At 73.0% G+C, this 25,234-nt stretch carries 20 protein-coding genes, 1 tRNA gene and 1 other RNA gene; 6 read left to right on the plus strand and 16 right to left on the minus strand.

Annotated elements, in window-relative coordinates:
• Nucleotides 1-12: 12 nt before the first annotated feature.
• Entirely contained in the window at nucleotides 13-1,443 is a 1,431-nt protein-coding gene (locus BUE29_RS06995; protein ID WP_073388015.1) for a gamma-aminobutyraldehyde dehydrogenase, read from the minus strand.
• 315 nt (nucleotides 1,444-1,758) lie between these two features.
• Here BUE29_RS06995 and BUE29_RS07000 point away from each other — a divergent pair, with 315 nt between their 5' ends.
• Together BUE29_RS07000 and leuA are read left to right on the plus strand one after the other, a co-directional pair.
• A complete protein-coding gene (locus tag BUE29_RS07000) occupies nucleotides 1,759-5,349 on the plus strand; it encodes a beta strand repeat-containing protein (RefSeq protein WP_073388017.1) in 3,591 nt (1,196 codons plus the stop codon).
• A 180-nt stretch (nucleotides 5,350-5,529) separates the two neighbouring features.
• Nucleotides 5,530-7,290, plus strand: a complete 1,761-nt coding sequence (gene leuA / locus BUE29_RS07005) for a 2-isopropylmalate synthase (protein ID WP_073388019.1) — start codon at nucleotides 5,530-5,532, stop codon at nucleotides 7,288-7,290.
• Between the two features lie 21 nt (nucleotides 7,291-7,311).
• On the opposite strand, the gene BUE29_RS07010 is transcribed toward leuA, so the two are convergent.
• Genes BUE29_RS07010 through BUE29_RS07025 form a run of 4 tightly spaced genes read right to left on the minus strand, consistent with a single transcriptional unit; the run spans nucleotide 7,312 to nucleotide 10,532 of the window.
• On the minus strand, nucleotides 7,312-8,601 hold the full coding sequence (locus BUE29_RS07010) for a S8 family serine peptidase (RefSeq protein ID WP_159440837.1): 1,290 nt from the start codon (nucleotides 8,599-8,601) through the stop codon (nucleotides 7,312-7,314).
• Nucleotides 8,598-9,605: a hypothetical protein gene (locus BUE29_RS07015; RefSeq protein ID WP_143168035.1), complete on the minus strand. Its 1,008-nt coding sequence runs from the start codon at nucleotides 9,603-9,605 to the stop codon at nucleotides 8,598-8,600. The genes BUE29_RS07010 and BUE29_RS07015 overlap by 4 nt, the downstream gene beginning before the upstream one ends.
• A gap of 6 nt (nucleotides 9,606-9,611) precedes the next feature.
• A complete protein-coding gene (gene recR / locus BUE29_RS07020) occupies nucleotides 9,612-10,208 on the minus strand; it encodes a recombination mediator RecR (protein ID WP_073388025.1) in 597 nt (198 codons plus the stop codon).
• Between the two features lie 12 nt (nucleotides 10,209-10,220).
• On the minus strand, nucleotides 10,221-10,532 hold the full coding sequence (locus BUE29_RS07025; protein WP_084180808.1) for a YbaB/EbfC family nucleoid-associated protein: 312 nt from the start codon (nucleotides 10,530-10,532) through the stop codon (nucleotides 10,221-10,223).
• A 177-nt stretch (nucleotides 10,533-10,709) separates the two neighbouring features.
• Between BUE29_RS07025 and BUE29_RS07030 the strand changes: the two genes are divergently transcribed.
• Nucleotides 10,710-11,654: an N-acetylmuramoyl-L-alanine amidase gene (locus BUE29_RS07030; RefSeq protein ID WP_073388029.1), complete on the plus strand. Its 945-nt coding sequence runs from the start codon at nucleotides 10,710-10,712 to the stop codon at nucleotides 11,652-11,654.
• Nucleotides 11,655-11,684: 30 nt separating this feature from the next.
• Here the strand turns inward: BUE29_RS07030 and BUE29_RS07035 are convergent, their stop codons facing one another.
• Nucleotides 11,685-13,595 carry a DNA polymerase III subunit gamma and tau gene (locus tag BUE29_RS07035; protein WP_073389466.1) on the minus strand — a complete coding sequence of 637 codons (1,911 nt, stop codon included), beginning with the start codon at nucleotides 13,593-13,595 and terminating at the stop codon, nucleotides 11,685-11,687.
• A 175-nt stretch (nucleotides 13,596-13,770) separates the two neighbouring features.
• Between BUE29_RS07035 and BUE29_RS07040 the strand changes: the two genes are divergently transcribed.
• Complete coding sequence (locus BUE29_RS07040) at nucleotides 13,771-15,198, plus strand: sensor histidine kinase (RefSeq protein ID WP_073388031.1); 1,428 nt, start codon at nucleotides 13,771-13,773, stop codon at nucleotides 15,196-15,198.
• 31 nt (nucleotides 15,199-15,229) lie between these two features.
• Here the strand turns inward: BUE29_RS07040 and ffs are convergent.
• Nucleotides 15,230-15,326: signal recognition particle sRNA small type (gene ffs, locus BUE29_RS07045), an RNA gene on the minus strand.
• Between the two features lie 80 nt (nucleotides 15,327-15,406).
• Between ffs and BUE29_RS07050 the strand changes: the two genes are divergently transcribed.
• A tRNA-Ser gene (locus BUE29_RS07050) sits at nucleotides 15,407-15,491 on the plus strand.
• 23 nt (nucleotides 15,492-15,514) lie between these two features.
• On the opposite strand, the gene BUE29_RS07055 is transcribed toward BUE29_RS07050, so the two are convergent.
• The 7 genes from BUE29_RS07055 to BUE29_RS07085 all read right to left on the minus strand — a co-directional run bounded on the left by BUE29_RS07055 (nucleotide 15,515) and on the right by BUE29_RS07085 (nucleotide 22,015).
• Complete coding sequence (locus BUE29_RS07055) at nucleotides 15,515-16,723, minus strand: MFS transporter (RefSeq protein WP_073388033.1); 1,209 nt, start codon at nucleotides 16,721-16,723, stop codon at nucleotides 15,515-15,517.
• 21 nt (nucleotides 16,724-16,744) lie between these two features.
• The gene (locus BUE29_RS07060; RefSeq protein WP_084180810.1) at nucleotides 16,745-17,623 is read right to left on the minus strand and encodes an alpha/beta fold hydrolase; all 879 of its coding nucleotides are present in this window, start codon (nucleotides 17,621-17,623) and stop codon (nucleotides 16,745-16,747) included.
• A gap of 69 nt (nucleotides 17,624-17,692) precedes the next feature.
• Nucleotides 17,693-17,947 carry a hypothetical protein gene (locus BUE29_RS07065; RefSeq protein ID WP_073388037.1) on the minus strand — a complete coding sequence of 85 codons (255 nt, stop codon included), beginning with the start codon at nucleotides 17,945-17,947 and terminating at the stop codon, nucleotides 17,693-17,695.
• Nucleotides 17,948-18,094: 147 nt separating this feature from the next.
• Nucleotides 18,095-18,538, minus strand: coding sequence for a response regulator (locus BUE29_RS07070; RefSeq protein ID WP_234971388.1), 444 nt, complete (start codon nucleotides 18,536-18,538; stop codon nucleotides 18,095-18,097).
• Nucleotides 18,480-20,135: a sensor histidine kinase gene (locus BUE29_RS07075; protein WP_073388041.1), complete on the minus strand. Its 1,656-nt coding sequence runs from the start codon at nucleotides 20,133-20,135 to the stop codon at nucleotides 18,480-18,482. The genes BUE29_RS07070 and BUE29_RS07075 overlap by 59 nt, the downstream gene beginning before the upstream one ends.
• Nucleotides 20,132-21,328: a PP2C family protein-serine/threonine phosphatase gene (locus BUE29_RS07080; RefSeq protein WP_073388043.1), complete on the minus strand. Its 1,197-nt coding sequence runs from the start codon at nucleotides 21,326-21,328 to the stop codon at nucleotides 20,132-20,134. Before BUE29_RS07080 ends, BUE29_RS07075 begins: the two co-directional genes overlap by 4 nt.
• 96 nt (nucleotides 21,329-21,424) lie before the next feature.
• Nucleotides 21,425-22,015, minus strand: coding sequence for a MarR family winged helix-turn-helix transcriptional regulator (locus BUE29_RS07085; protein ID WP_073388045.1), 591 nt, complete (start codon nucleotides 22,013-22,015; stop codon nucleotides 21,425-21,427).
• An 89-nt stretch (nucleotides 22,016-22,104) separates the two neighbouring features.
• Between BUE29_RS07085 and BUE29_RS07090 the strand changes: the two genes are divergently transcribed.
• The gene (locus tag BUE29_RS07090) at nucleotides 22,105-22,665 is read left to right on the plus strand and encodes a YceI family protein (RefSeq protein ID WP_073388048.1); all 561 of its coding nucleotides are present in this window, start codon (nucleotides 22,105-22,107) and stop codon (nucleotides 22,663-22,665) included.
• 96 nt (nucleotides 22,666-22,761) lie between these two features.
• On the opposite strand, the gene BUE29_RS07095 is transcribed toward BUE29_RS07090, so the two are convergent.
• Both BUE29_RS07095 and BUE29_RS07100 read right to left on the minus strand, forming a co-directional pair.
• Entirely contained in the window at nucleotides 22,762-23,583 is an 822-nt protein-coding gene (locus BUE29_RS07095) for an SDR family oxidoreductase (RefSeq protein WP_073388050.1), read from the minus strand.
• A gap of 13 nt (nucleotides 23,584-23,596) precedes the next feature.
• The gene (locus BUE29_RS07100; RefSeq protein ID WP_084180811.1) at nucleotides 23,597-25,204 is read right to left on the minus strand and encodes a succinic semialdehyde dehydrogenase; all 1,608 of its coding nucleotides are present in this window, start codon (nucleotides 25,202-25,204) and stop codon (nucleotides 23,597-23,599) included.
• Nucleotides 25,205-25,234 lie beyond the last annotated feature (30 nt).

The raw sequence follows: 25,234 nt of genomic DNA on the forward strand, positions 1-25,234 counted from the left end.
CCAGGCTAGGGCTCACGACTCGATGTTGTGCATGACGTGCTTGATCCGGGTGTAGTCCTCGAGTCCGTACATCGAGAGATCCTTGCCGTAACCGGAGTGCTTGAAGCCGCCGTGCGGCATCTCGGCGACCAGCGGGATGTGGCAGTTGACCCACACGCAGCCGAAGTCGAGCCGGCGCGTCATGCGCATGGCACGGCCGTGGTCCTTCGTCCACACCGAGGACGACAGGCCGTACTCGACGCCGTTGGCCCAACGGACCGCCTCGTCCTCGTCGTCGAAGCGCTGGACTGTGATGACCGGCCCGAAGATCTCGGACTGGCTGAGCTCGTCGTCCTGGGTGAGCCCGCCGACGACCGTCGGCTCCCAGAAGTAGCCACGCTCGCCCAGCCGCTTGCCGCCGGCGAGCACCTCGGCGTGGTCGGGCAGCCGGTCGAGCATGCCGCTCACGCGCTCGAACTGGTTGGCGTTGTTCAGCGGCCCGAGCAGGATGTCGGCGTCGTCGGGCGCGCCGACCTTGGTGCCGCGGGCCTGCTCGGCGAGCGCGGCGGTGAAGTCGTCGGCGACGCGCGGGGCGACGAGGACGCGGGTGGCGGCGGTGCAGTCCTGGCCGGCGTTGAAGTAGCCGGCGATCGCGATGTTCTCGGCGGCGTCGGCGACATCGGCGTCGTCGAAGACGATGACGGGCGCCTTGCCGCCGAGCTCGAGGTGCACGCGCTTGAGGTCCTCGGCCGCGCCCGCGGCCACCTCGAAGCCGGCCCGCACCGAGCCGGTGATCGACACCATCGCCGGAGCCTTGTGCGAGACGATCGCGCGGCCGGTGTCACGGTCGCCGCAGACGACGTTGAAGACACCGGGCGGGAAGATGTCGCCCGCGATCTCGGCCATGAGCGAGGTCGTCACCGGGGTGGTGTCCGACGGCTTGAGCACGACGCAGTTGCCCGCGGCCAGCGCCGGCGCGAACTTCCAGACCGCCATCATCAGCGGGTAGTTCCAGGGCGTCACCTGCCCGACGACCCCGACCGGCTCGCGCCGGACGTAGGAGGTGAAGCCGGCCATGTATTCGCCGGCGCTGCGGCCCTCGAGCACGCGGGCGGCGCCGGCGAAGAAGCGGATCTGGTCGACCGCGGGCGGGATCTCCTCGCTGCGCATCAGCTCGGTCGGCTTGCCGGTGTTCTCGCACTCGGCGGCGATGAGCTCCTCGGCGTGGTCCTCGATCGCGGCCGCGAACTTCAGCAGCGCCTGCTGCCGCTCGCTCGGCGTGGTGTCGCGCCACGTCTCGAAGGCCCGCGACGCCGCGGTGTAGGCGCGGTCGACGTCCTCAGCGCCCGAGACCGGCGCCGTGCCGAACACCTCGCCGGTGGCCGGGTCGACCAGCTCGCTGCGCTCGCCGCTCGCCGCGTCGAGCAGTTCGCCGTCGATGAAGTTCTGCACGGTCCGGGCCACGGCACGCTCCAGTCAGCTGAGGGATCGACCGCCGACGCTACCGCCGCTCGCGACCGGTCACAACGACGGAAACGGTGGGTCTAGTCGAGTAGGACAACGGATTCCGCGCTTCCAGCATGCTCTCCCCGCGCTCTCTCCCGCCGCGCGCCCGTCCCGGGCCCGCCCGTCACGCACTGTCTGACGCCGCGTCAATGTTTGGGACGTCCGTCCCTGGTGTGAGGTTGACGTGTTGACCAGAGTCTCATTCCGGGATCGGTCGAGCGAAGCGCAGCACGCCGAACGCCGCCGGCCCGCGACAGGTGAGGACCTACCGTCATGTCTGCTGTTCGTCGTGCCCTCGCCCTGACGGCGACCGCCGGTCTGCTCACCGCGGGCGCCGTGGTCGCCACGCCGGCCCACGCCGCACCGGTCTCGGAGTGGGCGGCTCTGTCCGCGGCTTTCGCCGACGGCGGCACCGTCCAGCTCGGCGCCGACATCACCAGGAACGACGGCTCCCATCTCGCGGTGGGGTCCGGAAAGCAGGTAACCCTCGATCTGAACGGTCACACGCTCGCCATCTCCGGTGTGTCCGACTCGTCCGCGGCGGTCTCGGTGCCCGCCGACCGCGGCACCTCGCTGACCGTGACCAGCACCGGCGCTTCCGGGCAGCTGACCGTCACCGGCGGCGCGCTCGCCGCCGGCATCGGCGGGGGCGAGTCCACGAGCGGCGGCGTGGTCACGATCAGCGGCGCGGTGGCCGTCGACGCCACCGGCGGCGCCGGCGGCGCCGGCATCGGCAGCGGCTGCTCGTTCGCGGCGACCCCGCGCATGACGGGCGGTTCGCTCACCGTGGTGAACGGCTCGGTCACCGCCCACGGCGGGGACGACGCCGCCGGCATCGGCGGTGGGCAGTCCAGCTCCGGCGCCGCCGTGTCGCTGATGCACGGGACCATCACCGCGACCGGTGGCTTGGCCGGCGCCGGAATCGGGGCGGGCGCCACCCCTGACGCGGCCGACGGTATCGACGGCGGAGCGCTGACCGTCGCCGGCGGCGCCGCCAGAGCCACCGGCGGCGACTACGGCGCAGGCGTGGGAGGCGGTCACGCAGGTGCGGGCGCGAAGGTGACCGTCTCCGGCGGCTCGCTGACCGCGAGCGGCGGGGGCGGCGCCGCCGGGGTCGGCACAGGATCCTACGGAGCGGCCGGCGGTTCCCTCGACGTCACGACGCGCGGCTCGGTCGTGGCCGCCGGCGGCGGGAGCGGCGCCGCCGCGGTGGGCGGCGGGCGCGCCGGCGCGGGTGTCGACGTCCGCGTCGCAGTGGGCTCGACGGTCACCACGTCCGGTGGCGTGGCCTTCGGCGGTGACACCGGCGCGACCGACTGGGGGTCGCTGCGAAATGACGGCATCATCACGACGACGCCCGGGGACGTCCTCACGGTCCCCACCGGCGTCACGGTGACGAACTCCGGGTTCATCGACAACCGCGGGTCGATCACCGGCGCCGGAACCGTCGTCAACACCGGCACGATCGTCGGCAGCGGCACGGTGGCGAACAACGGACAGGGCGACACCGGCACCACCGTCACGCAGCACAGCCACCTGCTGACCTTCGACAACAACGGCACGACAGGGACGCGACGACCCGACCGGCCGATCTTCGCCGCCACCGTCGGCGATACGAACAGGTCGCTGATCGCGCCGCCGGCCCAGAACGGTTACACGTTCACCGGCTGGTACACCTCGGCGACGGCCGGGACGAAGGTCACCGAGTCGACGGACCTGCAGAATCTGGTCGGGGCCGGCCCCCAGACCGTCACGCTCTACGCGCACTACGAGATCGCGCAGTCGATCGCGTTCACGTCGAGCGCGCCGTCACCGGCGGCGGTCGGCTCGACCTACACCGTCGCCGCGACGGGTGGCGCGTCGGGCCAGCCAGTCATTTTCTCCGCCGGGAGCGGGACGACCAACTCGGCCTGCACCGTCTCGGGAACGACCGTGACGTTCGCGCATCCCGGCACCTGCGTGATCGCCGCAGACCAGACCGGCGCCGGCTTCTACCGGCCGGCCACGACCACCACGCAGACGATCACCGTCGGCCAGGGCACCCAGCCGATCTCCTTCACCTCGACCCCGCCCTCGGACGCGAAGGTCGGCGGTGCGACGTACACGGTCGCGGCCACCGGCGGCGGGTCGAGCGCGCCGGTGGTGTTCTCCGTCGACCCGGCGACCACCAGGGGCGCCTGCACACTGGCGGGCTCGACGGTGACCCCCGTGCACGCGGGCACCTGCGTCATCGCCGCCGACCAGGGCGGCGACGACGACTACGCGAGAGCCCCGACCGCGACGCAGAGCTTCGAGGTCGGCCGGGGTGCCCAGACGATCACGCTGACCAACGCGCTCCAGTACCCGCCCGTCGTGGGCACGACCTACACACCGGCCGGCACCGCCGGCTCCGGCGCGCCGGTCACGTTCGGCGTCGACGACGGCACCGCCTGCTCGATCGAGGACGGCGTGGTGCGCTTCGAGCACTTCGGGATGTGCGTCGTGACCGCCGACCAGGCCGGCACCGCGGACTACGGGCCCGCCTCGCAGGTCCGGCAGGCGTTCACCGTCGTGACGATCGGGTCGTCGGTGACCGTCACCGCCGATCCGGCCGAAACGGTCTACGGGCAGCCGGTCCGGGCTACCGCGACGGTGATCCTCGCCGCCGGTGGGGCCACAGGCACCCTCAAGTGGCTCGTCGACAACGACCAGTTCGGCGCTGACGTCCCGGTCACGGTGACGAGCACCGGACGTTCGTTCACGCTCGACGTCCCGCGCCTCGCCGCCGGCTCACATCTCGTCCGGGCGGCGTTCATCCCGGACGACACCACCCGGTACGCCGTGTCGTCCGGCGGGGCCAGCCTCTTCGTGCGCCCGGCCGCCACGACCACGCGGGTGGCGATCACCAGCAGCGCGTTGAGCGCCGCTGTCACGGCCGTCGCGCCGGGTTCCGGGACCCCGGGCGGCTCGGTCACGTTCTCGGTGGGCGGGACGTCCGTCGGCACCGCGCCGATCGTGGCCGGCACGGCCCGCCTCGCCCATCGCGTCCCGACCGGGAAGGCCAGTCAGGTCTCCGCGGTCTACGCGGGCGACGTCGACTTCGCCGGGTCGTCGGACTCGACCAGCCGTTCCGACCCGAAGATCACCGCCACGGTGACCGGGAGGCCGGCGCGCACGAAGCACGGCTGGTACCGCGGCACCGTCCGGATCGCGTTCACCTGCACCACGAACAGCGCACCGCTGGCTCGCCCGTGCCCGAGTCCGCTCGTATTCACCGGCGACGGCGCCGCGCGAACGGTGACCCGCACGATCGTCGCGAAGGACGGCGGGACGGCGACGGTGGTCGTCGGTGTGGACATCGACCACACGGCACCGTCCGTCGGGATCGGCGGAGCACGCAATCGCGGCGTCTACCGCGGCACCGCTCCGTCGGTGCGCTGCGTCGGCTCGGATGCGCTCTCCGGCATCACGTCCTGCCGGCTGTCGACGTGGTCGAGCGCAATCGCCGCCGGACGCACGGTGCACTACCGAGCCACCGCGACCGACAGGGCCGGCAACACCCGGACGGCGTCGGGCTCCTACACCGTCCTGACGCGCTACCTGGACGGCGCCACTTACGACCACGGCCGATTCGAGGTGAAGGCCGGCAGGGTGTACACGCTGGTGGTGACGTCGAGCGGCGCACGTCCGGTGTATTACGACGCGACCGTGGCACCCGGCCGACCGCGGGTGCGCGACCACGCGCTGCGCCGCGGCGGTCACCACCGGTGGACGCTCGGCGTGCTGATGCAGCCCGGGTTGCGCAGCCATCGCCACTGGAACATCGGTGTACGGATCGGCTCGACGCTGCGCGTCCTAGAGCTGCGGATCACGAACGCTCGCTGACGCCTTCCCGACGTCCCGGGGTTGGCCGCCCCGGGACGTCGGGTTAGCCTGGACACACCATGACGCGCGCGCTGCTTCTTCGCGGCCGCGGCGAGGCCCGGTAACACTCTCCGGTCGGCCCCTCGTCGCGGGCCGCTCCGCTGCGCCGACCGCTCCACCGTCCTTTCTCCAGGAGCAGTCATGAGTCCCGCCGGATCCACCGTCCCCCGGCCGCAGCAGCCCTCGGGCATGCCGTGCCACCGTTACCGACCCTTCCCGGCCGTCGACCTGCCCGACCGGCAGTGGCCGACGCGCAGCATCACCATCGCCCCGCGCTGGCTGTCGACCGATCTGCGCGACGGCAACCAGGCGCTGATCGACCCGATGAACAACGCCCGCAAGAACGCGATGTTCGACCTGCTCGTGCGCATGGGCTACAAGGAGATCGAGGTCGGTTTCCCGGCCGCGAGCCAGACCGACTTCGACTTCGTCCGCAGCCTGATCGAGGGCGACCGCATCCCCGACGACGTCCGGATCTCGGTGCTGACGCAGGCGCGCGAGGAGCTCATCGAGCGCACCGTGCGCTCCCTCGTCGGCGCGCGCAACGCGACCGTGCACATGTACAACGCGGCCGCCCCCGTCTTCCGCAAGGTGGTCTTCGGCTTCGAGGGAGACGGCCGCGCGCAGACCCGCGCGGTCGCCGTCGACGGCGTGCAGGCGATCATGAAGTACGCGGACGTCCACCTGCCCGACACCGCGTTCGGCCTGGAGTACTCGCCCGAGATCTTCATGGACACCGAGCTCGACTTCTCGCTGGAGATCTGCGAGGGCGTCATGGACGTCTGGCAGCCCGACCACGAGCGCGAGATCGTCATCAACCTCCCCTGCACCGTCGAGCGTTCGACGCCGAACGTCTACGCCGACCAGATCGAGTGGATGAGCCGGCACTTCTCGCGCCGCGAGCACGTCTGCCTGTCCGTCCACACCCACAACGACCGGGGGACGGCGACCGCCGACGCCGAGCTCGCTGTGCTGGCCGGTGCGCAGCGCATCGAGGGGTGCCTGTTCGGCAACGGCGAGCGCAGCGGGAACGTCGATCTCGTGACGCTGGGGCTGAACCTCTACAGCCAGGGCATCGACCCGATGATCGACTTCAGCGACATCGACGAGATCCGCCGCACCGCCGAGTACTGCAATCGCATCGGCGTCCACGAGCGGCACCCCTACGCCGGCGACCTCGTCTACACCTCGTTCTCCGGCTCGCACCAGGACGCGATCAAGAAGGGCTTCGACGACCTCGCCCGACAGGCGGCCGAGACGGGCCGCCCGGTCGAGGAGCTGCCCTGGCACATTCCCTACCTGCCGATCGACCCGAAGGACGTCGGCCGGTCCTACGAGGCCGTGATCCGGGTGAACTCGCAGTCGGGCAAGGGCGGCGTCGCCTACATCATGAAGAGCGACCACAGGCTCGACCTGCCTCGCCGGCTGCAGATCGAGTTCAGCCACGTCATCCAGCAGCACGCCGACGGCGAGGGCGGCGAGGTCGGCGGCGCGCTCATGTGGCAGATCTTCTCGGCCGAGTACCTGAGCGGCACCGGACCGGTGGAGCTGATCGACACGCAGTCGACGACCGAGGGTGGCACCGAGCGGCTGACCGCCCGCGTCCGCGTCAACGGCGTCGAGCACGAGATCGGCGGGATCGGCAACGGCCCGGTGTCGGCGTTCTGCGACGCGCTGTCCGACGTCGACCTCGGCTACGGCGGGCTGTCGGTGCGGGTGCTCGACTACGCCGAGCACGCGCTCACCGCCGGCCGCGAGGCCGAGGCGGCCGCCTACCTCGAGATCGAGATCGGCAGCGACGAGGTGCTCTGGGGCGTCGGCATCAGCGAGTCGACGACCCAGGCGTCGCTGCGCGCCGTCCTCAGTGCGGTGAACCGCTCGGCGGCGCGGCGCAACGGCTGACCTCCGCACGGGGGCGGGTGGTCAGTCCGACCAGTCCGTCGCGCTCGGGGCGGGCCACGGCCGCGGGCCGGCGGCGGGCGCCGCCGCCGGCCGGGTCCGACGACGCCTCCCGAGCACCGCCAGGACGAGTAGGGCGACGAGACCGACGGCGGCCGCGACGGCACCGAGGACGACCTCCCGGTCCACCCGCGACACCGACCCCACCTCGGCCCGCCCCGAGCCCGGCGCCCCGGTCACGGGCACGGGCGGGCGGACCGACGCCGGATGGTCGAGCGCCGCCGCGCGCCGCACGAACGGGGTGGCCGAGTCGTAGACCGGGTTGGCCGCGTCGGCGGGGACGTCGGCGGTGACGGCACGCCGCGCGTCCAGTCGGCCGTAGCCGTACTCCTCGCTGTGCCCGCGTACCCCGCGGGTGTCCAGGGTGGCGAGCAGCCGGGTGACGATCGCGCGGGCCGTCAGCGTCGGATGGCGCGACCACACGAGCGCCGCCACCGCCGACGCCACCGCCGTCGCCTGGCTCGTGCCGTCCCCGGAATACGCGGTCGCGGCCACCCGGCCGAGCGACGGGATCCGCACGCCCGGCGCCACCAGCGTCAGGTAGGGCTGCCGCGACGAGAAGTCGGCGACGTCACCGGCAGCGTCGACGGCACCCACCGACACCACGCCGAGGCAGACCCCGGGCTCCTCGATGGCGTTGCGCTTCGGCCCGCTGTTGCCCACCGACGCGAGGACGACGGCGCCCTTGCTCAGCGCGTGGAAGACCGCGGCCTGCTCCTCGTCGGGGCACGACTCGGTGTCCGAGCCCTCGCTGCGCTTGCCACCGAGCGACATGCTGATGACCTTGGCGTCGTGGTCGGCGCCGTAGCGGATCGCGTCGGCCAGCCGGTCGGGCTTGGCCGCGTCGGTCGTCCCGTTGAGGGGGACGGCGATCGGCAGGATCCGCGCGTCGGGCGCGATGCCGGTAATGCCGAGCAGGCCGGGCCGCGCGACCATGATCGACGCCATCGCGGTGCCGTGGCCGAACGCGCTGACCTCCCGGTCCACGCGCCCGTCGCCGCGCCGGCCGAGGTCGGTGCCGCGCACCACGCGTCCGCGCAGCTCGGCGAGGTCGGCGTTCACGCCGGTGTCGATCTCGGCGATCGTGACGCCCTGCCCGCGCGCGCCGGCGTCCCACAGGTCGTAGAGGTTCCAGTCGTCGAAGTAGTACTCCGGCGCGCCGGACGGGCCGGGGGCGGCCGCCGCGGGCGGTGCCGCCAGCAGGGTCGCGGCGACCACGGCTCCGACCGCGGCGAGCGTGCGCAGCCGGGTCACGTCGGCCGGTCCCACTGCAGCCGCAACGGCGGCACCGCGTAGGCGTGCGCGGCCACCGCCATCCGGAAGGTGGTGCCGCTGCGCTTCGTCACGGTGTTGTCGAACTCGAGGCGCGAGAACCCGCCCCGCACCGCGACCGTGGTCTTGATCTCGAGCATCCCGGCGTCGCTCGCGGCCACGTCGACGTCGGTGCCGGACAGGCCGCTGCTGACCGTTCCGCGCAGGCTGCCCGGCACGTAGCGCTCGGTCGGCAACGGGCAGCGCAGGTCGGCGCCCGCGCGCAGGCAGCGCGCCAGCGCCGCACGCAGGGCGGCGACCGCGGCCGTGCGGCCCGCGGCGGTGACGTCGACAAGCACCTGCGTGGTCGCTCCGGCGTCGACGGGCACGTCGTCGTTCGCGGGGTCGGCCCGCAGGTAGGGCGTGTCGAAGGCGACGGGCACGGCGCCGGGGAACAGCAGCGTGGTGCCGGCCGGCACCGCGACCCCGGCGAGCGTCGCCCGCTCCCCGGCCTGGACCAGCTGCACCTGGGTGGCCACGGCGACGTGATCCAGCCGCCAGCCGTCCCCGGTGCGGTGGACGCCGACGGTGGCCGTGACGGGCAGCGGATGCCGCGCGAACGCCAGCGTGTAGGCGACCCGCACGCGCGCGCGGTCGCCGGTCTGCTCGCTCGAGCGGACGTCGACGTCCTCGATCGCCGCGGTGCGCTGCGCGGCCCGCAGCGCGTCGCCGGTGAGGAACGTCCGTGGTCCGGCCGGGATGTCGCCGTAGGCGAGCGCGGCGGCGGCGTCGGCCCGGCTCAGGGCGTCGAAGTACCCGCGGACGGCACCGGCCGGGCCGTCGGTGGCCACCCAGCCGTGCACCGCGACCGCCACCCCCGCCGCCGTCAGGGCGGTGGCGGCCAGCACGGCCGCCCAGAACCCGCGGCGGCGTCGCGGCGGCGCGGTCGGCACCGGGGCCGCCGCCGGGTCACTCGCCGGTTCACTCGCCGGGTCACTCGCCGTCACGCGCGGTCACTCGATCCGGCGCCGACCGGAGAACGCCCGCCCCAGCGTGACCTCGTCGGCGTACTCGAGGTCACCGCCGACGGGCAGTCCGCTGGCCAGCCGCGTGACCGTGAGTCCCATCGGCGCCAGCATGCGGGCGAGGTAGGTCGCCGTCGCCTCGCCCTCGAGGTTGGGGTCGGTGGCGATGATCAGCTCGGTGACGACGCCGTCACGCAGCCGGCCCAGCAGCTCACGGATGCGCAGGTCGTCCGGCCCGACGCCGTCGATGGGACTGATCGCACCGCCCAGCACGTGGTAGCGCCCGCGGAACTCGCGGGTCCGCTCGATGGCGACGACGTCCTTGGGCTCCTCCACGACGCAGATGACCGCGGGGTCACGGCGCGGGTCACTGCAGATGCGGCAGACGTCGGCCTGCGCCACGTTGCCGCAGACCGAGCAGAACTTGACCTCGTTCTTGACCCGCAGCAGCGTCCCCGCGAATCGTTCGACGTCCGCCGGCTCGGTGGCCAGCAGGTGGAAGGCAATGCGCTGCGCGCTCTTCGGACCGATGCCCGGCAAGCGGCCGAGCTCGTCGATGAGGTCCTGGACGGCGCCTTCGTACACGGACGCGGACCGCTACAGGCCCGGGATGCCGAGGCCACCGCCGAGGCCGCCGGTGAGCGGACCCATCTTCTCGGCCGCGAGCTCACCCACCGCTCGGTGGGCGTCGCGGACCGCGGCGACGACGAGGTCCTGCAGCGTCTCGACGTCCTCGGGGTCGACGGCCTTCGGATCGATCTCGAGCGCGGTCAGCTCGCCGGCGCCGGTGAGCGTGGCCGTGACCAGGCCGCCACCGGCGGTCCCGGTGACCGACGCCGACGCGAGCTCGGCCTGCGCGGACTGCAGCTGCTCCTGCATCTGCTGCGCCTGCTTCATCAGCTGCTGCATGTTCGGCTGGCCGCCGCCGCCGGGAAATCCTCCGCCACGCTGGCTCACGTTCGCTGTCCTCCGCGTCTGCTGGTGGCGTCCCGCTGCTGGGCGTCCCGCCGCTGGGTCGGTGTCGAATTGTCAGGGTATCCGGCCCGGCTGGCCGGCGCGTGTGTGCCGACGTGCGAGGGTGGGCGGATGCGTCGCGTGTCCCGTCCGGTCGTGCTGCTGTCGGCGACCGCGCTGTGCGCCGTCACGGCGTGCAGCTCGTCCGACGGCACGTCGGCGAGCTCCCCACCCGCGCCGACCACGGCGGCGAGCACGTCCCGTCCCCCGGTGGCCACCTCGTCGTCGGCGAGCAGCTCGGCGACCACCTCGGCGACCACCTCGGCGCCGGCGACGACGCGCCCGAGCACCCGGACCGCCACCGCCGCTCCCACCACCCGCACCCGGGCGCCCGCGCCGCCGCAGCCGGCGCCGCGGGGCAGCGTCGTCGTCCTCAACCCGGGGCACAACGGCGGCAACGCCTCGCACACCGGTTACATCGACCAGCAGGTCCCGGCCGGGTACGGCGAGCGCAAGGCCTGCGACACCACGGGTACGAGCACCAACGCCGGGTACGCCGAGCACGCGTTCACGTGGGACGTCTCGCTGCGGACGCGGCGCATCCTGCAGGCCGCGGGGGTCACCGTCGTGATGACGCGCCCCAACGACATCGGCGTCGGACCGTGCGTGAACGAGCGGGCCGCCGTCGGCAACCGCACGAACGTCGCGGCCGTCGTGTCGATCCACGCCGACGGCGCGCCGGCCTCGGGGCACGGCTTCCACGTCAACCAGGACAGCCGCCGCCCGGACGGCGCCAGCCGGCGGGTCGCGCAGGAGTCGGTGGCGCTCGGCCGGGCCGTCCACAAGACGCTCGTGGCGGGCTCGGGGCTGACGCCGTCGAACTACATCGGCGACGACGGCTACTACTTCCGCAGCGACCTCGCCGGGCTCAACCTGGCCCGGCGGCCGACGACGTTCCTCGAGCTCGGCAACATGCGCAACGCCGACGACGCCGCGCTGCTGTCCTCGAAGTCCGGCCGGGCCCGCATCGCCAGCGCCGTCGCCGCCGGCATCCTCGCCTTCCTGCGGCAGCGTTGAGCGTCCCGGACGCGTGACGGGTCCGCGCGGCTACTGAGGATTGTCGAGGCGGCGCGCGCCGAGTTCGCTGCGCAGCAGCCGCATCGCCTCGGTCTCCGGATCGGCGGCCACCGGGCGGCCGGGTTCGTCGGGGCCGGGGTCCTCGTCGCGCGGATCCGGCTCGGGGGCCGAGCGCGCCGGGTTGCTCGGAGCGGCGGCCGCGGGCTTCGCGCCGTCCACGCCGATGCGCCAGCTGCCGCCCACGACCGTGACCAACGCATCGCGCAACACCGCGGTGTTGCTGTCCTCGGCGATCATCTTGGCGAGCGCCGTCGGGGCCGACAGCGTCAGCTGCTCACCCTGGACGTCGATGATCTGCGCGTTGTCGAGCAGGGCCCGGGTGCGCCGGCTCGTCTGCTTGACGACCTCGAGCACTTCGGGCCAGAGCTGGCGCAGCGCGTGCGAGTCGAGTGCTCCCGGGGCGGCAGCGGCCCCGCCGGCCGCGGCGCCGGTGTCGGCGTCGGCGCCGGTGTCGGCGCCGGTCGCGGCGCTGCCGTCGGCGGCCGGCTGGGATGACGACGACGACGGCGGGCTCGACGGTGCGGCCTCGACCGTGGCCGCCGGACGCTCCTCCACCTCGGGGCGCACCGACGCGGTGGGCTGCTGCGCGTGCGCGCGGCGGGCGTCCGGGTCGCGGGACGGCTCGGGCGCGGGGGGCGGCGTACGCGGCGTGTCGGGCCGTTCGGCCGGCTGCACCGGCGCCGCGAGCCGCTGCGGTGCGGGCTGCCGGGCACCTGCGGGGACCGCCGCGCCGGCGGTCATGCGGCGCTCCAGGGCCTCGAGGCGCTGCAGCAGGGCGGCCGAGTCGCTCGCGGCGTCGGGCAGCATCATCCGCGCGCAGAGCAGCTCCAGCGCGAGCCGGGGCGAGGTCGTCCCCCGCGTCTCGACGAGCGACGTGTGGACGATCTCGGCGAAGCGGGTGAGCGCGGCGCCGCCGAGGCGCAGCGCCTGGTCGGACATGTGCGCGAGCTGGTCGTCGGGAACGTCGACGAGGCCGCGCTCGCCGGCGTCGGGCACCGCGTCGAGCAGGATGAGGTCGCGCAGCCGGTCGAGCAGGTCGACGGAGAACCGCCGCGGGTCGTGCCCCGCCTCGACCACGCGGTCGACGGTCTCGTAGACCGCCGCCGCGTCGCCCGCGGCCAGCGCGTCGACCATGTCGTCGAGCAGCGCGCCGTCGGTGACGCCGAGCAGCGCGACCGCCCGGGTGTACGTGACGCCCTCGGCACCGGCGCCCGCGAGCAGCTGGTCGAGGATCGACAGCGAGTCGCGGGCCGAGCCGCCACCGGCACGGACGACGAGCGGCAGCACGGCCGGCTCGACGCCGATGCCCTCGGCCCGCGTGATCTGCTCGAGGTGGGCCCGCAGGGCCGCGGGCGGGATGAGCCGGAACGGGTAGTGGTGCGTGCGCGAGCGGATCGTCGTGAGCACCTTGTCCGGCTCGGTCGTCGCGAAGACGAAGACGAGGAAGTCCGGTGGCTCCTCGACGAGCTTGAGCAGGGCGTTGAACGCCGCCGTCGTGACCATGTGGGCCTCGTCGACGATGTAGACCTTGTAGCGGTCGCGCACCGGCGCGAAGAACGCGCGCTCACGCAGCTCGCGGGCGTCCTCGACGCCGTTGTGGCTGGCCGCGTCGATCTCGATGACGTCGATCGACCCCGGCCCGTTGGGTGCGAGTTCCCGGCACGAGTCGCAGACCCCGCAGGGTTCGGGCGTGGGGCCCTGCGCGCAGTTCAGGCTGCGGGCGAGGATGCGCGCGCTCGAGGTCTTGCCGCAGCCGCGGGGACCGCTGAACAGGTAGGCGTGATTGATCCGGCCGGCCGCGAGCGCGGCGCGCAGCGGCTCGGTGACGTGCTCCTGACCGATCACCTCGGCGAAGGTCGACGAGCGGTACTTGCGGTACAGGGCGAGGTTCGTCGTGGCGCGGTCGCCGGGGCCCGTGGCGGCCGTCGCGTCCCCGGTGGTCGCCGGGTCGGTCGAGGTCGCAGCGCTGGTCACGCGACGACCCTAACGACCCGCCACGACGCCCCGCCACGGTCGTTGCTTGGGAGGCCGCGGGCGCGGCCCTAGTCTTCCCACCATGACCCTCCTCGGCCCGCAGGACGCGAGCACCGAGCTGGCGCTCGACCTGGTGTCGCAGGTGGTCGACTACGCGATCATCGCGCTGGACACCACCGGGACGATCCGCAGCTGGAACGCCGGCGCCGAGCGGCTCAAGGGCTACGCGACCGAGGAGGCCGTCGGGCGGCACTTCTCGATCTTCTACACCGTGGACGACCGCGAGGCCGACCTCCCACTCACCCTGCTCACGCGCGCCGAGCGCGACGGCCGGGTCGCCCACAGCGGGTGGCGACTGCGCAAGGACGGCACCCGCTTCTGGGGCGACGTCGTCATCACCGCGCTGCACGACGAGAGCGGCGTGCTCACCGGCTACGCCAAGGTGACCCGCGACCGCACCGCCGAGCACGCGCTGGTCGAGCGCGAATCGCAGCTGCGGATGCTCGTCGCCCAGGTCGTCGACTACGCGATCGTCGCCCTCGACCCCAACGGCGTCGTGCTGACGTGGAACGCCGGGGCGGCGCACCTCAAGGGCTACACCGCCGACGAGGCGATCGGGCAGCACTTCTCGGTCTGCTACACACCCGACGACCGGAGCAACGGCCTGCCCTACGACCTACTGGAGAGCGCCCGCCAGGCCGGTCGCGTCGAGCACACCGGCTGGCGGGTACGCAAGGACGGCTCGCGGTTCTGGGGCGACGTCGTGCTCACCGCGCTGCGTGACGACGAGGGCCGGCTCACCGGCTACGCCGAGGTCACCCGCGACCGCACCGAGGAGCACCGCCTCGAGCGGCTGCAGGCCTCGCTGTTCGCGACGCTCACGCACGACATCCGGCAGCCGTTGCACAGCATCGCGGCCTACGCCTCGCTCGTCGCCAGGGCCGAGCCCGGGGAGCGCGCACACTTCGCCGAGCGCATCACCACCGAGGCCGCGCACCTCGAGCACCTGATCACGAACCTCTTCGACTACGCGAAGCTGCGGGCCGGCGTGGTGTCGATCGACGTCCGGCCGCTCGCGCTCGGCGACGTCGTGCGCGAGGTCGTGGCCGCCAACGGCCATCTCTTCGCCGGCCGCGAGATCGACGTCGACGACGACGGTGCGACCGCCCTGGCCGATCGGGTCGCGATGCGCCGCGTACTGGCCAACCTGCTCAGCAACGCGGTGAAGTACTCACCCGCCGCGGCGCCCGTCGAGGTCACCGTCGCCGGCGACGGCCTGCGCACCCGCCTCACGGTCGCCGACCACGGCCGCGGCATCGCGCCCGAGGACGTCCCGGTCATCTTCACCGAGTTCGTCCGGGGGCAGCTTGCGAGCGAGGACGGCGGCACCGGCCTCGGACTGGCCAGCGTCAAGCACCTCGTCGAGCTCCAGCACGGCTCGGTCCACCTCGACAGTCGCCTCGGCGACGGCACCGTCGTGGTGGTCGACCTGCCCGCCACCTCACGGTGACCACGAAGACGTCGGCGCCGCGGGACGGGGACGCGAGGACCCCCCGCGCACCCGCCAGAGCCTGCTTATCCTTGCTGCCTTCCGGCCCTGGGGAGGTTCGCAGGGTGAGCGCCACACGGGGGGTCTGCGCCGAGTCTACGGGCCGCGGCGCACGCTCGTGCGCTCACCGGGCGACGGACCCGTTGCGCCGTCTTCTATCCTGATCGGCGGAGGATTCGCCTAGTGGCCTATGGCGCTCGCCTGGAACGCGGGTTGGGGGAAACCCCTCATGGGTTCAAATCCCATATCCTCCGCACGTGGCCCGGGCCGCGCGGTCTCACGATCGCGCGGCCCGTTCCGCGTTCCGAGCCTGTTCGTCGGCCGCCCGCCGCTCGGCGCGGACCGGCGTGAGCGGGATCGCGAGCAGCGGGAAGACGGCGACGAGGGCGAAGCCGACGGCGTAGCGCGAGTCGCCGATGACGGCGGCGAGCACGGGCGCGGTGGCGATGGCCGCGACGTTCTGGACCGTGTTCTGCACACCGAGCGCGCGTCCGGACCACTCGCGCCCGGCGAACTCGGCGACGGCGGTGTAGGCCAGGCCGTTGTCGGCGACCGTGACGACGGCACCGAGGGCGAACCCCGCGACGACGAACCACAGACCGGACCACGCCCCGAGCGCGATGACGACCATCAGCGCCGCCGACGTCACCGCGAGCTGGCGCATGGGGCGCAGCCGGCTGCCGACGCGGTCGGACCAGACCCCGGACGCGATGCGGCCGGCCGCCCCCGCGACCTGGAAGGCGAACACCAGCCGACCCGCCGCGGCGGCGTCCCAGTGTCGCTCGTGGACGAGGAAGATCAGCGTGAACGACGCGACCGCGAACTGCGGGACGACGAGCAGCGCGCTCGACACGTGGACGCGGGGCAGGTGGGTCGAGCCCCGGTAGGGCGAGCGGACGGGGGGCACACCCTCGACCGGGGCCGGCCGCGGCGGGTCGGCGACCAGCAGGGCGGTCGCGGCGGCGGTCAGCGCGCAGACCAGCGCGGGGAACAGCAGCGCCAGGTGCGCGCCGTGCTCCCGCCCGAGAGTGGGCAGCGCGAGCGCGGCGATCGCGACCCCGAGCGGCTGCGCGGTCTGCCGGGTGCCCATGGCCAGGCCGCGTTCGGCGACGGGGAACCAGCCCATCACCACCCGGCCGCTGGCGGCGTTGACCGACGCGCCGAACGCGCCGGCCAGCGCGAGCAGCACGGCGAGCCCGGCCGACCCCGGCACGACGGCGGCGCACGCCAGCAGGACGGCGGAGGCGCCGACGCCGGTGACGATGACGACGTGCTCGCCGTAGCGGTCGGCGGCGGCGCCCCAGGCGATGAGCGTCAGCAGCAGACCCACCATGGGCGCCGACACGAGCAGGCTCGCCTCGAACAGGCTCAGGCCCTCGGCCCGCAGCGCCGGGACGAGCATCGGGATCCCGTACAGGAACGAGCAGGTCGCGGCCTGCGCGAGCGTGCCGACCACGAGGATCGTCCACCGCCGCCGCTCCGCCACGGCCCGACCCTACCTGCTATCTCAAGATAAGGGACGGTCGTCTCGCATAGCGGGATCGGTCTCGGCGACGAATGCCGCCACCTCGTCGGCGAAGTGCTGTGCCGACGCGCGATGCGGCTCGTGGGAACGGTTCGGGAAGACCAGCAGCCGGCTGCCGGGCAGGTGCTCGTGCGCGGCGCGGGCGTGCCGCACCGGGATCACCGGGTCGCCCTCGTTCCAGACCAGCATCGTCGGGACGTGGGCGGCGAGCGTCCCCATGTCCATGAAGTTGCCGCGCTGGCCGCCGGGCTCGATCACGCCGCGGAGCGCGGCGAAGAAGGCGGCCTGACCGGCGGCGTCCCCCAACGCCCGTCCGGCGCGACGCAGGTTGACGACGTTGTCCGGGGTGAGTCGCAACGCCCGGTGCAGCCCGGGGCTGCGGTAGAGGCGCCGCAGGGCGGGGCGGGTGACGAGTCGGAGGACGGCCGGCGCGACCGGCAGGGCGGCGGCGCGCAGCACCGGGTGCACCTCGCGGCCGAGCCCGCCGGCCGAGACCAGCACGAGCCGGTCGACCAGGTCGGGATGCTGCGAGCAGAAGTGCACCGCGACCGCGCCGCCGAGGGAGTGACCGCACACGGTGGCCGAGGCGATGCCCAGGACGCGGAACAGGTCGCGCAACGATGCGGCGAAGTCGTCGAGCAGGTAGCCGTGACGGGGTTTGTCCGAGGCGCCGTGGCCGAGCAGATCGACGGCGTAGACGTGCAGCCCGTGCGCGGCGAGCGGGCCGACGGCGCGGTCCCACGTCCCGCTGTCGGAGGCGAGTCCGTGCAGCAGGACGATCACCGGGGCGTCGGCCGGCCCCGCCTCGGTGAGGGCGATGGTGTGCCCGTCCGCCACCACCGAGCGCGAGGTAATGGGCACGACGGAAAATCTATCCGAGCACGACTCCGGGACAGCGGCCGGTTGCGCTCGGCGGAGGGGGTGCGAGGGTCAGGCGGCGCGGCGCTTGCGTGCGCGCTTGGGCGCTGCGGTGGCGGCCGCGACCGGCTGCAGCTCGGCGTGAGCGGCGCGCACGGTGGCGTCGTCCAGGCCCAGGATCGAGAGCAGCGTGCGGCAGTCCTCGGCGTCGAGGGAGGACGCTGCGATCACCCGCACCGCGCTGCGACGCTGCTTCGCGTGCAGCTCTTCCTCGGCCTCGATCCGGGCCAGATCGGCCTGGGAGATCGGCGTTCCGTCGACGGACATGGTCCCTACTCGCGCTGTCATGGCAGCACCATTCCCCCGGCACCAGGGGTTCTAACGACGGGCCCACGTGCGCGCCGGCACGCACACACACGGCCCATCGGACGCCCACCGGACTCCTACGAACGGTGCCGACGAGCGGGCGGCGGGTCAGGCGTCGGGCAGCTTGGCGACGGTGAGGAAGAAGCTGTCGATCTCGCGCACGACCTCGGCGAAGTGGTCGAAGTCGACGGGCTTGGTGACGAAGACGTTCGCGTGCAGGTCGTAGCTGCGCTCGACGTCCTCGCTCGCGCCCGAGGTGGTCAGCACGACGACGGGGATCCGGCGCAGCTCCGGGTCCTCCTTGACCTCGGCCAGGACCTCGTGGCCGCTCTTTCGCGGCAGGTTCAGGTCGAGCAGGATCAGATCGGGGCGCTCGGCGTCCTGGTAGCCGTTCTCTCGACGCAGGTAGGCCAGCGCCTCGATGCCGTCCGGGACGACGGTCAGGCGCGAACGCAGCTTGCTCGCCTTCAACGCCTCCTCGGCGATGAGGACGTCACCCGGGTCGTCCTCGACCAGCAGGACGTCCAGCGACGAGCGCGGTTGCTCCGTCACCGAGTTTGGCATTGCGTACCTCCGGAAGCGTGAACCGGAAGGTCGCCCCGGAACTGGCAGTGTCAGCAGACTCTACGGCAGCGAGCCAGATACGCCCGCCGTGGAACTCCACGATCTTGCGGCACAGCGCGAGGCCGATTCCGGTGCCCCCGTACTGGTCGCGCAGATGGAGTCGCTGGAACACCGCGAAGATGCGTTCGGCGTACTCGGCGTCGATCCCGATGCCGTTGTCGCTCACGGTGATCGTCCAGACCCGGGTGTCCGGGTCGACCTCGGCCGACACCCGGACCACCGGTGCGACGTCCTCGCGGCGGTACTTCACCGCGTTGCCGACGAGGTTCTCCAGCAGCGACACGAGCAGGGCCCGGTCGCCGTCGACGGTCGGCAGCGGCGTCAGCCGCTCGACCACGGCACCCGCCTCGGTGAACTTGTCGCCCAGGTTGGCGATCGCCTGGTCGAGCTTCACGTCCAGGTCGATCCGCTCGAAGCCCTCGGTGCCGCGGCCGACGCGTGAGAGCGCGAGCAGGTCGGTGATGAGCACCTGCATCCGCTTCGCCCCGTCGACGGCGAAGTGGATGTACTGGCGGGCGCGATCGTCGAGCTGCGGGCCGTACTGCCGTTCGAGGAGCTGGCAGAAGTTCGCGACCTTGCGCAACGGCTCGGACAGGTCGTGCGACGCGACGTAGGCGAACTGCTGCAGATCGTCGTTGGAGCGGGCGAGCTCCTCGCCGCGGGCGCGCAGTTCCGCGCCGATCGCCTCGGCCCGGCCGAGCTCGGTCGCGATCCGCAGCCGCATCGCCTCGACGTCCTCGGCCAGTGACGTCAGCTCGTGCGGACCGACGGGGACGATCCGACGGTGCATGTCACCCCGGGCGACCGAGCGGGTCTGGCCGGCCAGCGTCTCCACCGGCGTGAGGACCCATCGGGCCAGCCCGCGCCACAGGACGAGGCCGGAACCGACGAGCACGACGACGAGCAGGGCGCCGGACACGCCGAAGAGGACACCGTCACGGACGCGTTCGGATCGCGCGTCGGCCACCCGGGTGCGGAGGACGACGTCGAGCGCCGCGGCGCGCGAACGGATCGCGTCGAACCGGGCCTTGGCTCCGGCGCTCCCGACGATCGCCACGCCGGCCGCGGGATCGTCGGCGATCCGGGCCACCGCCGGTTCGGCGATCTCGGCACGCCAGCGTTCCGTCGCCGCGCGCAGGTCGTCCCACCGCCGCCGGATCCCTTCGTCCTCGGCGATCAACGAGGACAGCTGGCTGCGGTCGCGGGTCTCGTCGTTCGCGTGCCGTCGGTACGGCTCGAGGAATTGCGGGTCGCGAGTAAGCGCGTAACCGCGCAAACCCGTCTCCTGGTCGACGAGGTCGGTCAGCAGCCGCGCGCTCGTCGTGAGGGCCGGCTGCCAGCGGTCGATGACGTCGTTGCCCGCCCGCACGAAGAGCAGTGCCGAGACCACGACGGCGAGGATGAGCACGAGCATGACGGCGCAGACGGCCCCGAATGCCTTGCCGAGCCGGCCCCGCAGCGTCCAGTCGCGCGACCGACCGCGGATCTCGCCCGCCGCCGGGCCGTCGGGCACCGCAGCGCTCACGAGATGGTCAGCACGACCACTGCCGTGTCGTCGATGGGAACGCGCGGCGCGGCCGCGAGCAGCGCCGCGATCCAGTCCTGGGCGGACGTCGCGTCGACGGGTCGCGCGCGCACCGCAGTTACCAGCTCGTCGACGCCGATGCTGCCGAGAGTGTGATCGGTGGTGAACGCGTCGAGCAGTCCGTCGGTGTAGAGCAGCACCGACGCCCCTGCGGGCAGCGGCACCCGCGTCTCCTGCCAGCCGCGGTCGGGGACGTTGGCTGCCCGGACGCCGAGCGGCACGCCGACCGCGACGGGCAGGTACTCCGCCGTGCCGTCGCGACTCAGCACGGGCGCGGGGTGGCCGGCGACGCGCAGGGTCAGCGTGCCGTCGGCGAGGGTGAGGTCGCAGACCGTGGCGAAGTGGGTGCCGCGCGCCTCCTCGGCGTCCAGCAACCGCCCGAGCGCGGGCAGCATCTCGTCGTCGGGGATGCCCGAGAGCAGCAACGAGCGCCACCCCACCCGCAGGTGGACGCCCAGCGCGGCCTCGTCGGGACCGTGCCCCATCACGTCACCGATGACCGCCCGGACGACGCCGGGACGCGGCTCGACGACATCGAAGAAGTCGCCGCCGAGCACGGCGTCGTCGCGACCGGGACGGTAGTGCGTCGCGCACCGCACGCCGTCGGTCGTGAGCAGCGGGCGCGGCAGCAGGCCGCGTTCCAGTCGGGCCTGCTCGGCCGCGCTCAGGCTCATCTCGCGCAGGCGTTGCTGCGCGTGCTGCGCCCGCTTGCGCTCGATGGCGTAGCGGATGGAGCGTTCGAGCAGCTCCGCGGTGATGGCGTCCTTGACGAGATAGTCCTGCGCGCCCGCGGCGAGCGCGTCGAGACCGTCGCGCTCCTGCCGTCCGGTGAGCACGATGACCGCCACGTCCGGCGCTGCCTCGACCATCTTGTGCACCGCACCGTAGCCCTCGGAGTCGGGCAGGCCGAGGTCGAGCAGCACGCAGTCCGGCGCGGCGGCCAGGGCGTCGAGCGCCTCGCCCAGGGAGCGGGTCCACACGACTGCGGAGTCCGGAACGCCCGCCTCGTCGAGTGCGGCCTGCACCAGCACGGCGTCGCCGTGGTCGTCCTCGACGAGCAGGATCCGGGCGTCCGCCACCCGGTCGGGCACGTCGGCGGACCGGTCGAACGCGCGGGAATCGGTGGAGTCCACCGTCTCCTCCCTCCGCGCGCGGGGCCGTCACCCCGGTGCCGGGGTCGGCTGACTGTACCGGCACCCGACGTCCGGCGCAGGGACGTCGCGGCGCGATCAGCGGGGAGGGACGTGTTCGCCCGTTGTGTCCGCACTCGTCACCGCACCGGCGCCGTCGCACTCCGCCGCGATCGGGTCGGGGTGGCCGGCGCACGCCGCGGCGATGCGGTCGAGCGTGCCGCGGGAGATGGCGTCCAGGGCAGCGACCTGCCGTTCGTCGAGGCCGTCGAACAGGTAGCGCCGCACCCCGGCGACATGGGTCGGCGCCGCGGCCTCGACGGCGCGCCGGCCGGCGTCGGTCAGCACGATGAAGGCGCCACGCCGGTCCTCGCTGCAGTACGAACGGTCGACGAGCCCGCGCTGCTGCATGCGGGTGAGCTGGTGCGACAGGCGGCTCTTCTCCCACTGCAGGCCGCGCGCGAGCTCGAGCACGCGGACGCGACCGTCGGGGTGCTCGCTCAAGGTGACCAGGACGGCGAAGTCGGCGCTGGACAGGCCCGAGGTCTCCTGCAGCTCGCGGTTCAGCTGGGCGTTGAGGCGGGCCTGCATCTCGAGGAACGCGCGCCACGCGCGCTGTTCGGCGTCGGAGAGCCAGCGCACGTCCCGGTCGGTCGCCTCGCGGCCACCGGACGCCCGTCGCTCGTTCATGAACCCCACCCTACCGCACTAGTTGACATGTCATCCGTTCCCGTCCTATGTTTGTTGACACCTCAACCAGAACTCGCCAGGAGCACACCATGACCTCCACCCAGACCGACTTCGCCGCCCTCACCGGCATCTACACGATCGACCCGGCCCACAGCCGGCTCGGCTTCGTCGCCCGCCACGCGATGGTGACCAAGGTCCGTGGCAACTTCAACGACTTCGAGGGCGCCGCGACCATCGACGGCGCGAACCCGTCGCAGTCGTCGGTGTCGGTCACCGCGCGCGTCGCCAGCATCGACACCCGCAACGAGCAGCGTGACGGCCACCTGCGCACCAACGACTTCCTCGACGCCGAGCAGTTCCCCGAGCTGACCTTCCGCTCGACCGCCGTCGCGCACGAGGGCGGCGAGGACTTCCAGGTCACCGGCGACCTCACCATCAAGGGCGTCACCAAGTCCGTCACCTTCCCGCTCGAGTTCCAGGGCTCGGCGAAGGACCCGTTCGGCAACGAGCGCATCGGCTTCGAGGGTTCGACCCAGATCGTGCGCAGCGAGTACGGCATCAGCTTCAACGCCGCGCTCGAGACCGGCGGCGTCCTCGTCAGCGACAAGATCACCATCGAGCTCGAGATCTCGGCCATCAAGAACGCCTGACCCGCACCCAGGTCGTCGATCGAGAGGGCGTAGTGGTCGCCATGACGACCGCTACGCCCTCTCGATCACGACGCGGGGAGTTGGCGCAGCTGCGCGCTATTTACCGTGACCGGTGAACTTGGCCATCGAGTCGTAGACACCGGTGCGGTCGAGCCAGATGTCGCGGATCTTCACCGGCAGCACCCCGGTGACGGCTTTGCTGAGCCGTGAGGTCCACGGCAGGATCAGCTGCGGGCCGCCCTTGAGCATCTCGCGCCAGGTGTCAGCCACCACGTCGTCCTGCTCGAGCATCGGCGTGAACAGGATCCCCTGCGCGCCGTCGAACATGCCGGTGTTGATATAAGTCGGGCACACCGTCGTCACCCGCACGTGCTTGTGACCGGCCTTCTCCAGTTCCAGCCGCACCGAGTCCGACCAGCCGGTGGCCGCCCACTTCGACCCGCAGTAGGCCGCGAGCCGCGGGACCGAGGTCAGGCCGGCCGACGACGCGATCGTGACGACGCGACACTCCTGCTCCGAGGCGATCATGGCGGGCAGGAACTCGCGGGTGATGTACATCGGCGCGAGCGCGTTGATCGTCATCGTCGCCTCGATGTCACTCACCGCGTTGTCCCAGAAGTACCCGTTGCCGCGCACGATGCCGGCGTTGTTGATCAGGACGTGCACGTCGCCGACGTCGGCCCGTACCGACGCGGCCGCGTCCTGCACCTGCTGGGCGGCCGACACGTCCACGACGTAGGTGTGCACGGTCCCCCCGGCGGCCTCCAGCTCGACGGCGGTCTCCTTGAGCTTGGCCTCGTTGACGTCCCAGAGGACGACCGCGGCGGCGTTCTCCTCCACCGCGCGGGTCGCGAACAGCTTGCCGAGACCCTGTGCCGCCCCGGTGACCAGGACGTTCTTGCCCGCGACCGACTTCATGCGATCTCCCTCGCTACTTGATGCCGACGCGGCGGAAGGCCCACAGCGCCGCGGTCATCGTCCTCGCCCACACCGCGTCCGACATACCCGGCAGCGGCGCGATGGGCAGCAGCCGCTGCACCGCGACCGTCTGCGTGTTCGTGTACTTGAGGATGCCCTCGGCACCGTGCCGGCGTCCCAGGCCGGAGTCGCCGAGCCCCCCGGACGGCGCCTGCACGCTAGCCCAGGCGGCGGTGTAACCCTCGTTGACGTTCACCGCCCCGGCACGGATGCGCTCGGCGACCCGACGGCCGTGACCGACGTCGCGCGTCCACACGCTCGCGTTGAGGCCGTAGGCGGTGTCGTTGGCCTGCGTGACCGCCTCGTCGTCGGTGTCGACGCGGTACAGCGAGACGACCGGGCCGAACGTCTCCTCGCGATGCACGAGCATGTCGGCCGTGACGTCGGTGAGCACGGTCGGCTCGTAGAAGTACGGGCCCAGATCGGGGCGCGCACGCCCGCCGGCGAGCACGGTCGCCCCCTTCGCCACGGCGTCCTCGACGTGGGTGACGACGGTGTCGAGCTGACGGGCGAAGGTCAGCGAGCCCATGTCCGAGTCGTAGGAGAGCTCGGCCCCGAGCCGGATCCGTTCGACGCGCTCGAGGAAGGCCTCGACGAACTCGTCGTAGACGTCGGTGTGGACGTAGAGGCGTTCCATCGACTCGCACAGCTGCCCGGCGGAGGAGTAGCAGGCGCGGACGGCGCCGTCGGCGGCCTTGCGCGGGTCGGCGTCGGCCAGCACCAGCATCGGGTTCTTGCCGCCGAGCTCGAGCGAGCACCCGATCAGCCGTGCCGACGCCTGGGCGGCGATGTCGCGGCCGGTGGCGGTGGACCCGGTGTAGTCGACGAAGTCCGCGCGCTCGATCAGCGGGGCTCCGACGTCGCGGCCGCGGCCGAGCACGACCTGCCAGAGGTCGGCCGGCAGCCCGGCCTCCTCGGCGAGCTCGTGCGCCCACAGCGTCGTCAGCGCGGTCTGGTTGTCCGGCCGGGAGACCACCGCGTTGCCGGCGACGAGGGCGGGCAGCGCGTCGGAGACCGACAGGGCCAGCGGGTAGTTCCACGGCGAGATGACGACGACCACGCCGACCGGGCGCCGCGCCTCGTGGGCGGTGGTCAACCCGGGGAGCACGCCCATGCGGTCGTGCGAGCGCAGGTGGTGCTTGGCGGTGCGGGCGTAGTAGCGGGCGTTGATCGCCACGTCGGCGACCTCTTCGAACGCGTGTGCCCGCGCCTTGCCGGTCTCGGTCTGCAGGATGTCGAGGATCTCGCGCTGCCGGGCGAGGACGAGGTCGTGCAGCCGGGCGAGCACCCGTACCCGCTCGGCCAGCGGGCGCCGCGCCCACTGCTGCTGCGCGGCTCGGGCACGCTCGAACGCCGCGTCGATGTCGGCCGGCGAGGACTGCGGCAGGTCGGCGACCAACGCGCCGGTGGCCGGAGCGTGCGTCGTCACCGGCTCGGCACCGCCCGCGGCGGCGCGGGCGACGAGGGCGGCGACGCGATCCGCGGGCAGCGCGCGGTCGGTGGCGGCGCGGCGGCGAGGGGCCGGTCCCCGCTCGGGACGCTCTCGGACGGTGGCGGTCATGTGACGCCTCCTGCGACGGATCGGGCGACG

Origin of the sequence: Jatrophihabitans endophyticus, assembly GCF_900129455.1 — a bacterium.
Classification (GTDB): Bacteria; Actinomycetota; Actinomycetes; order Mycobacteriales; family Jatrophihabitantaceae; genus Jatrophihabitans; species Jatrophihabitans endophyticus.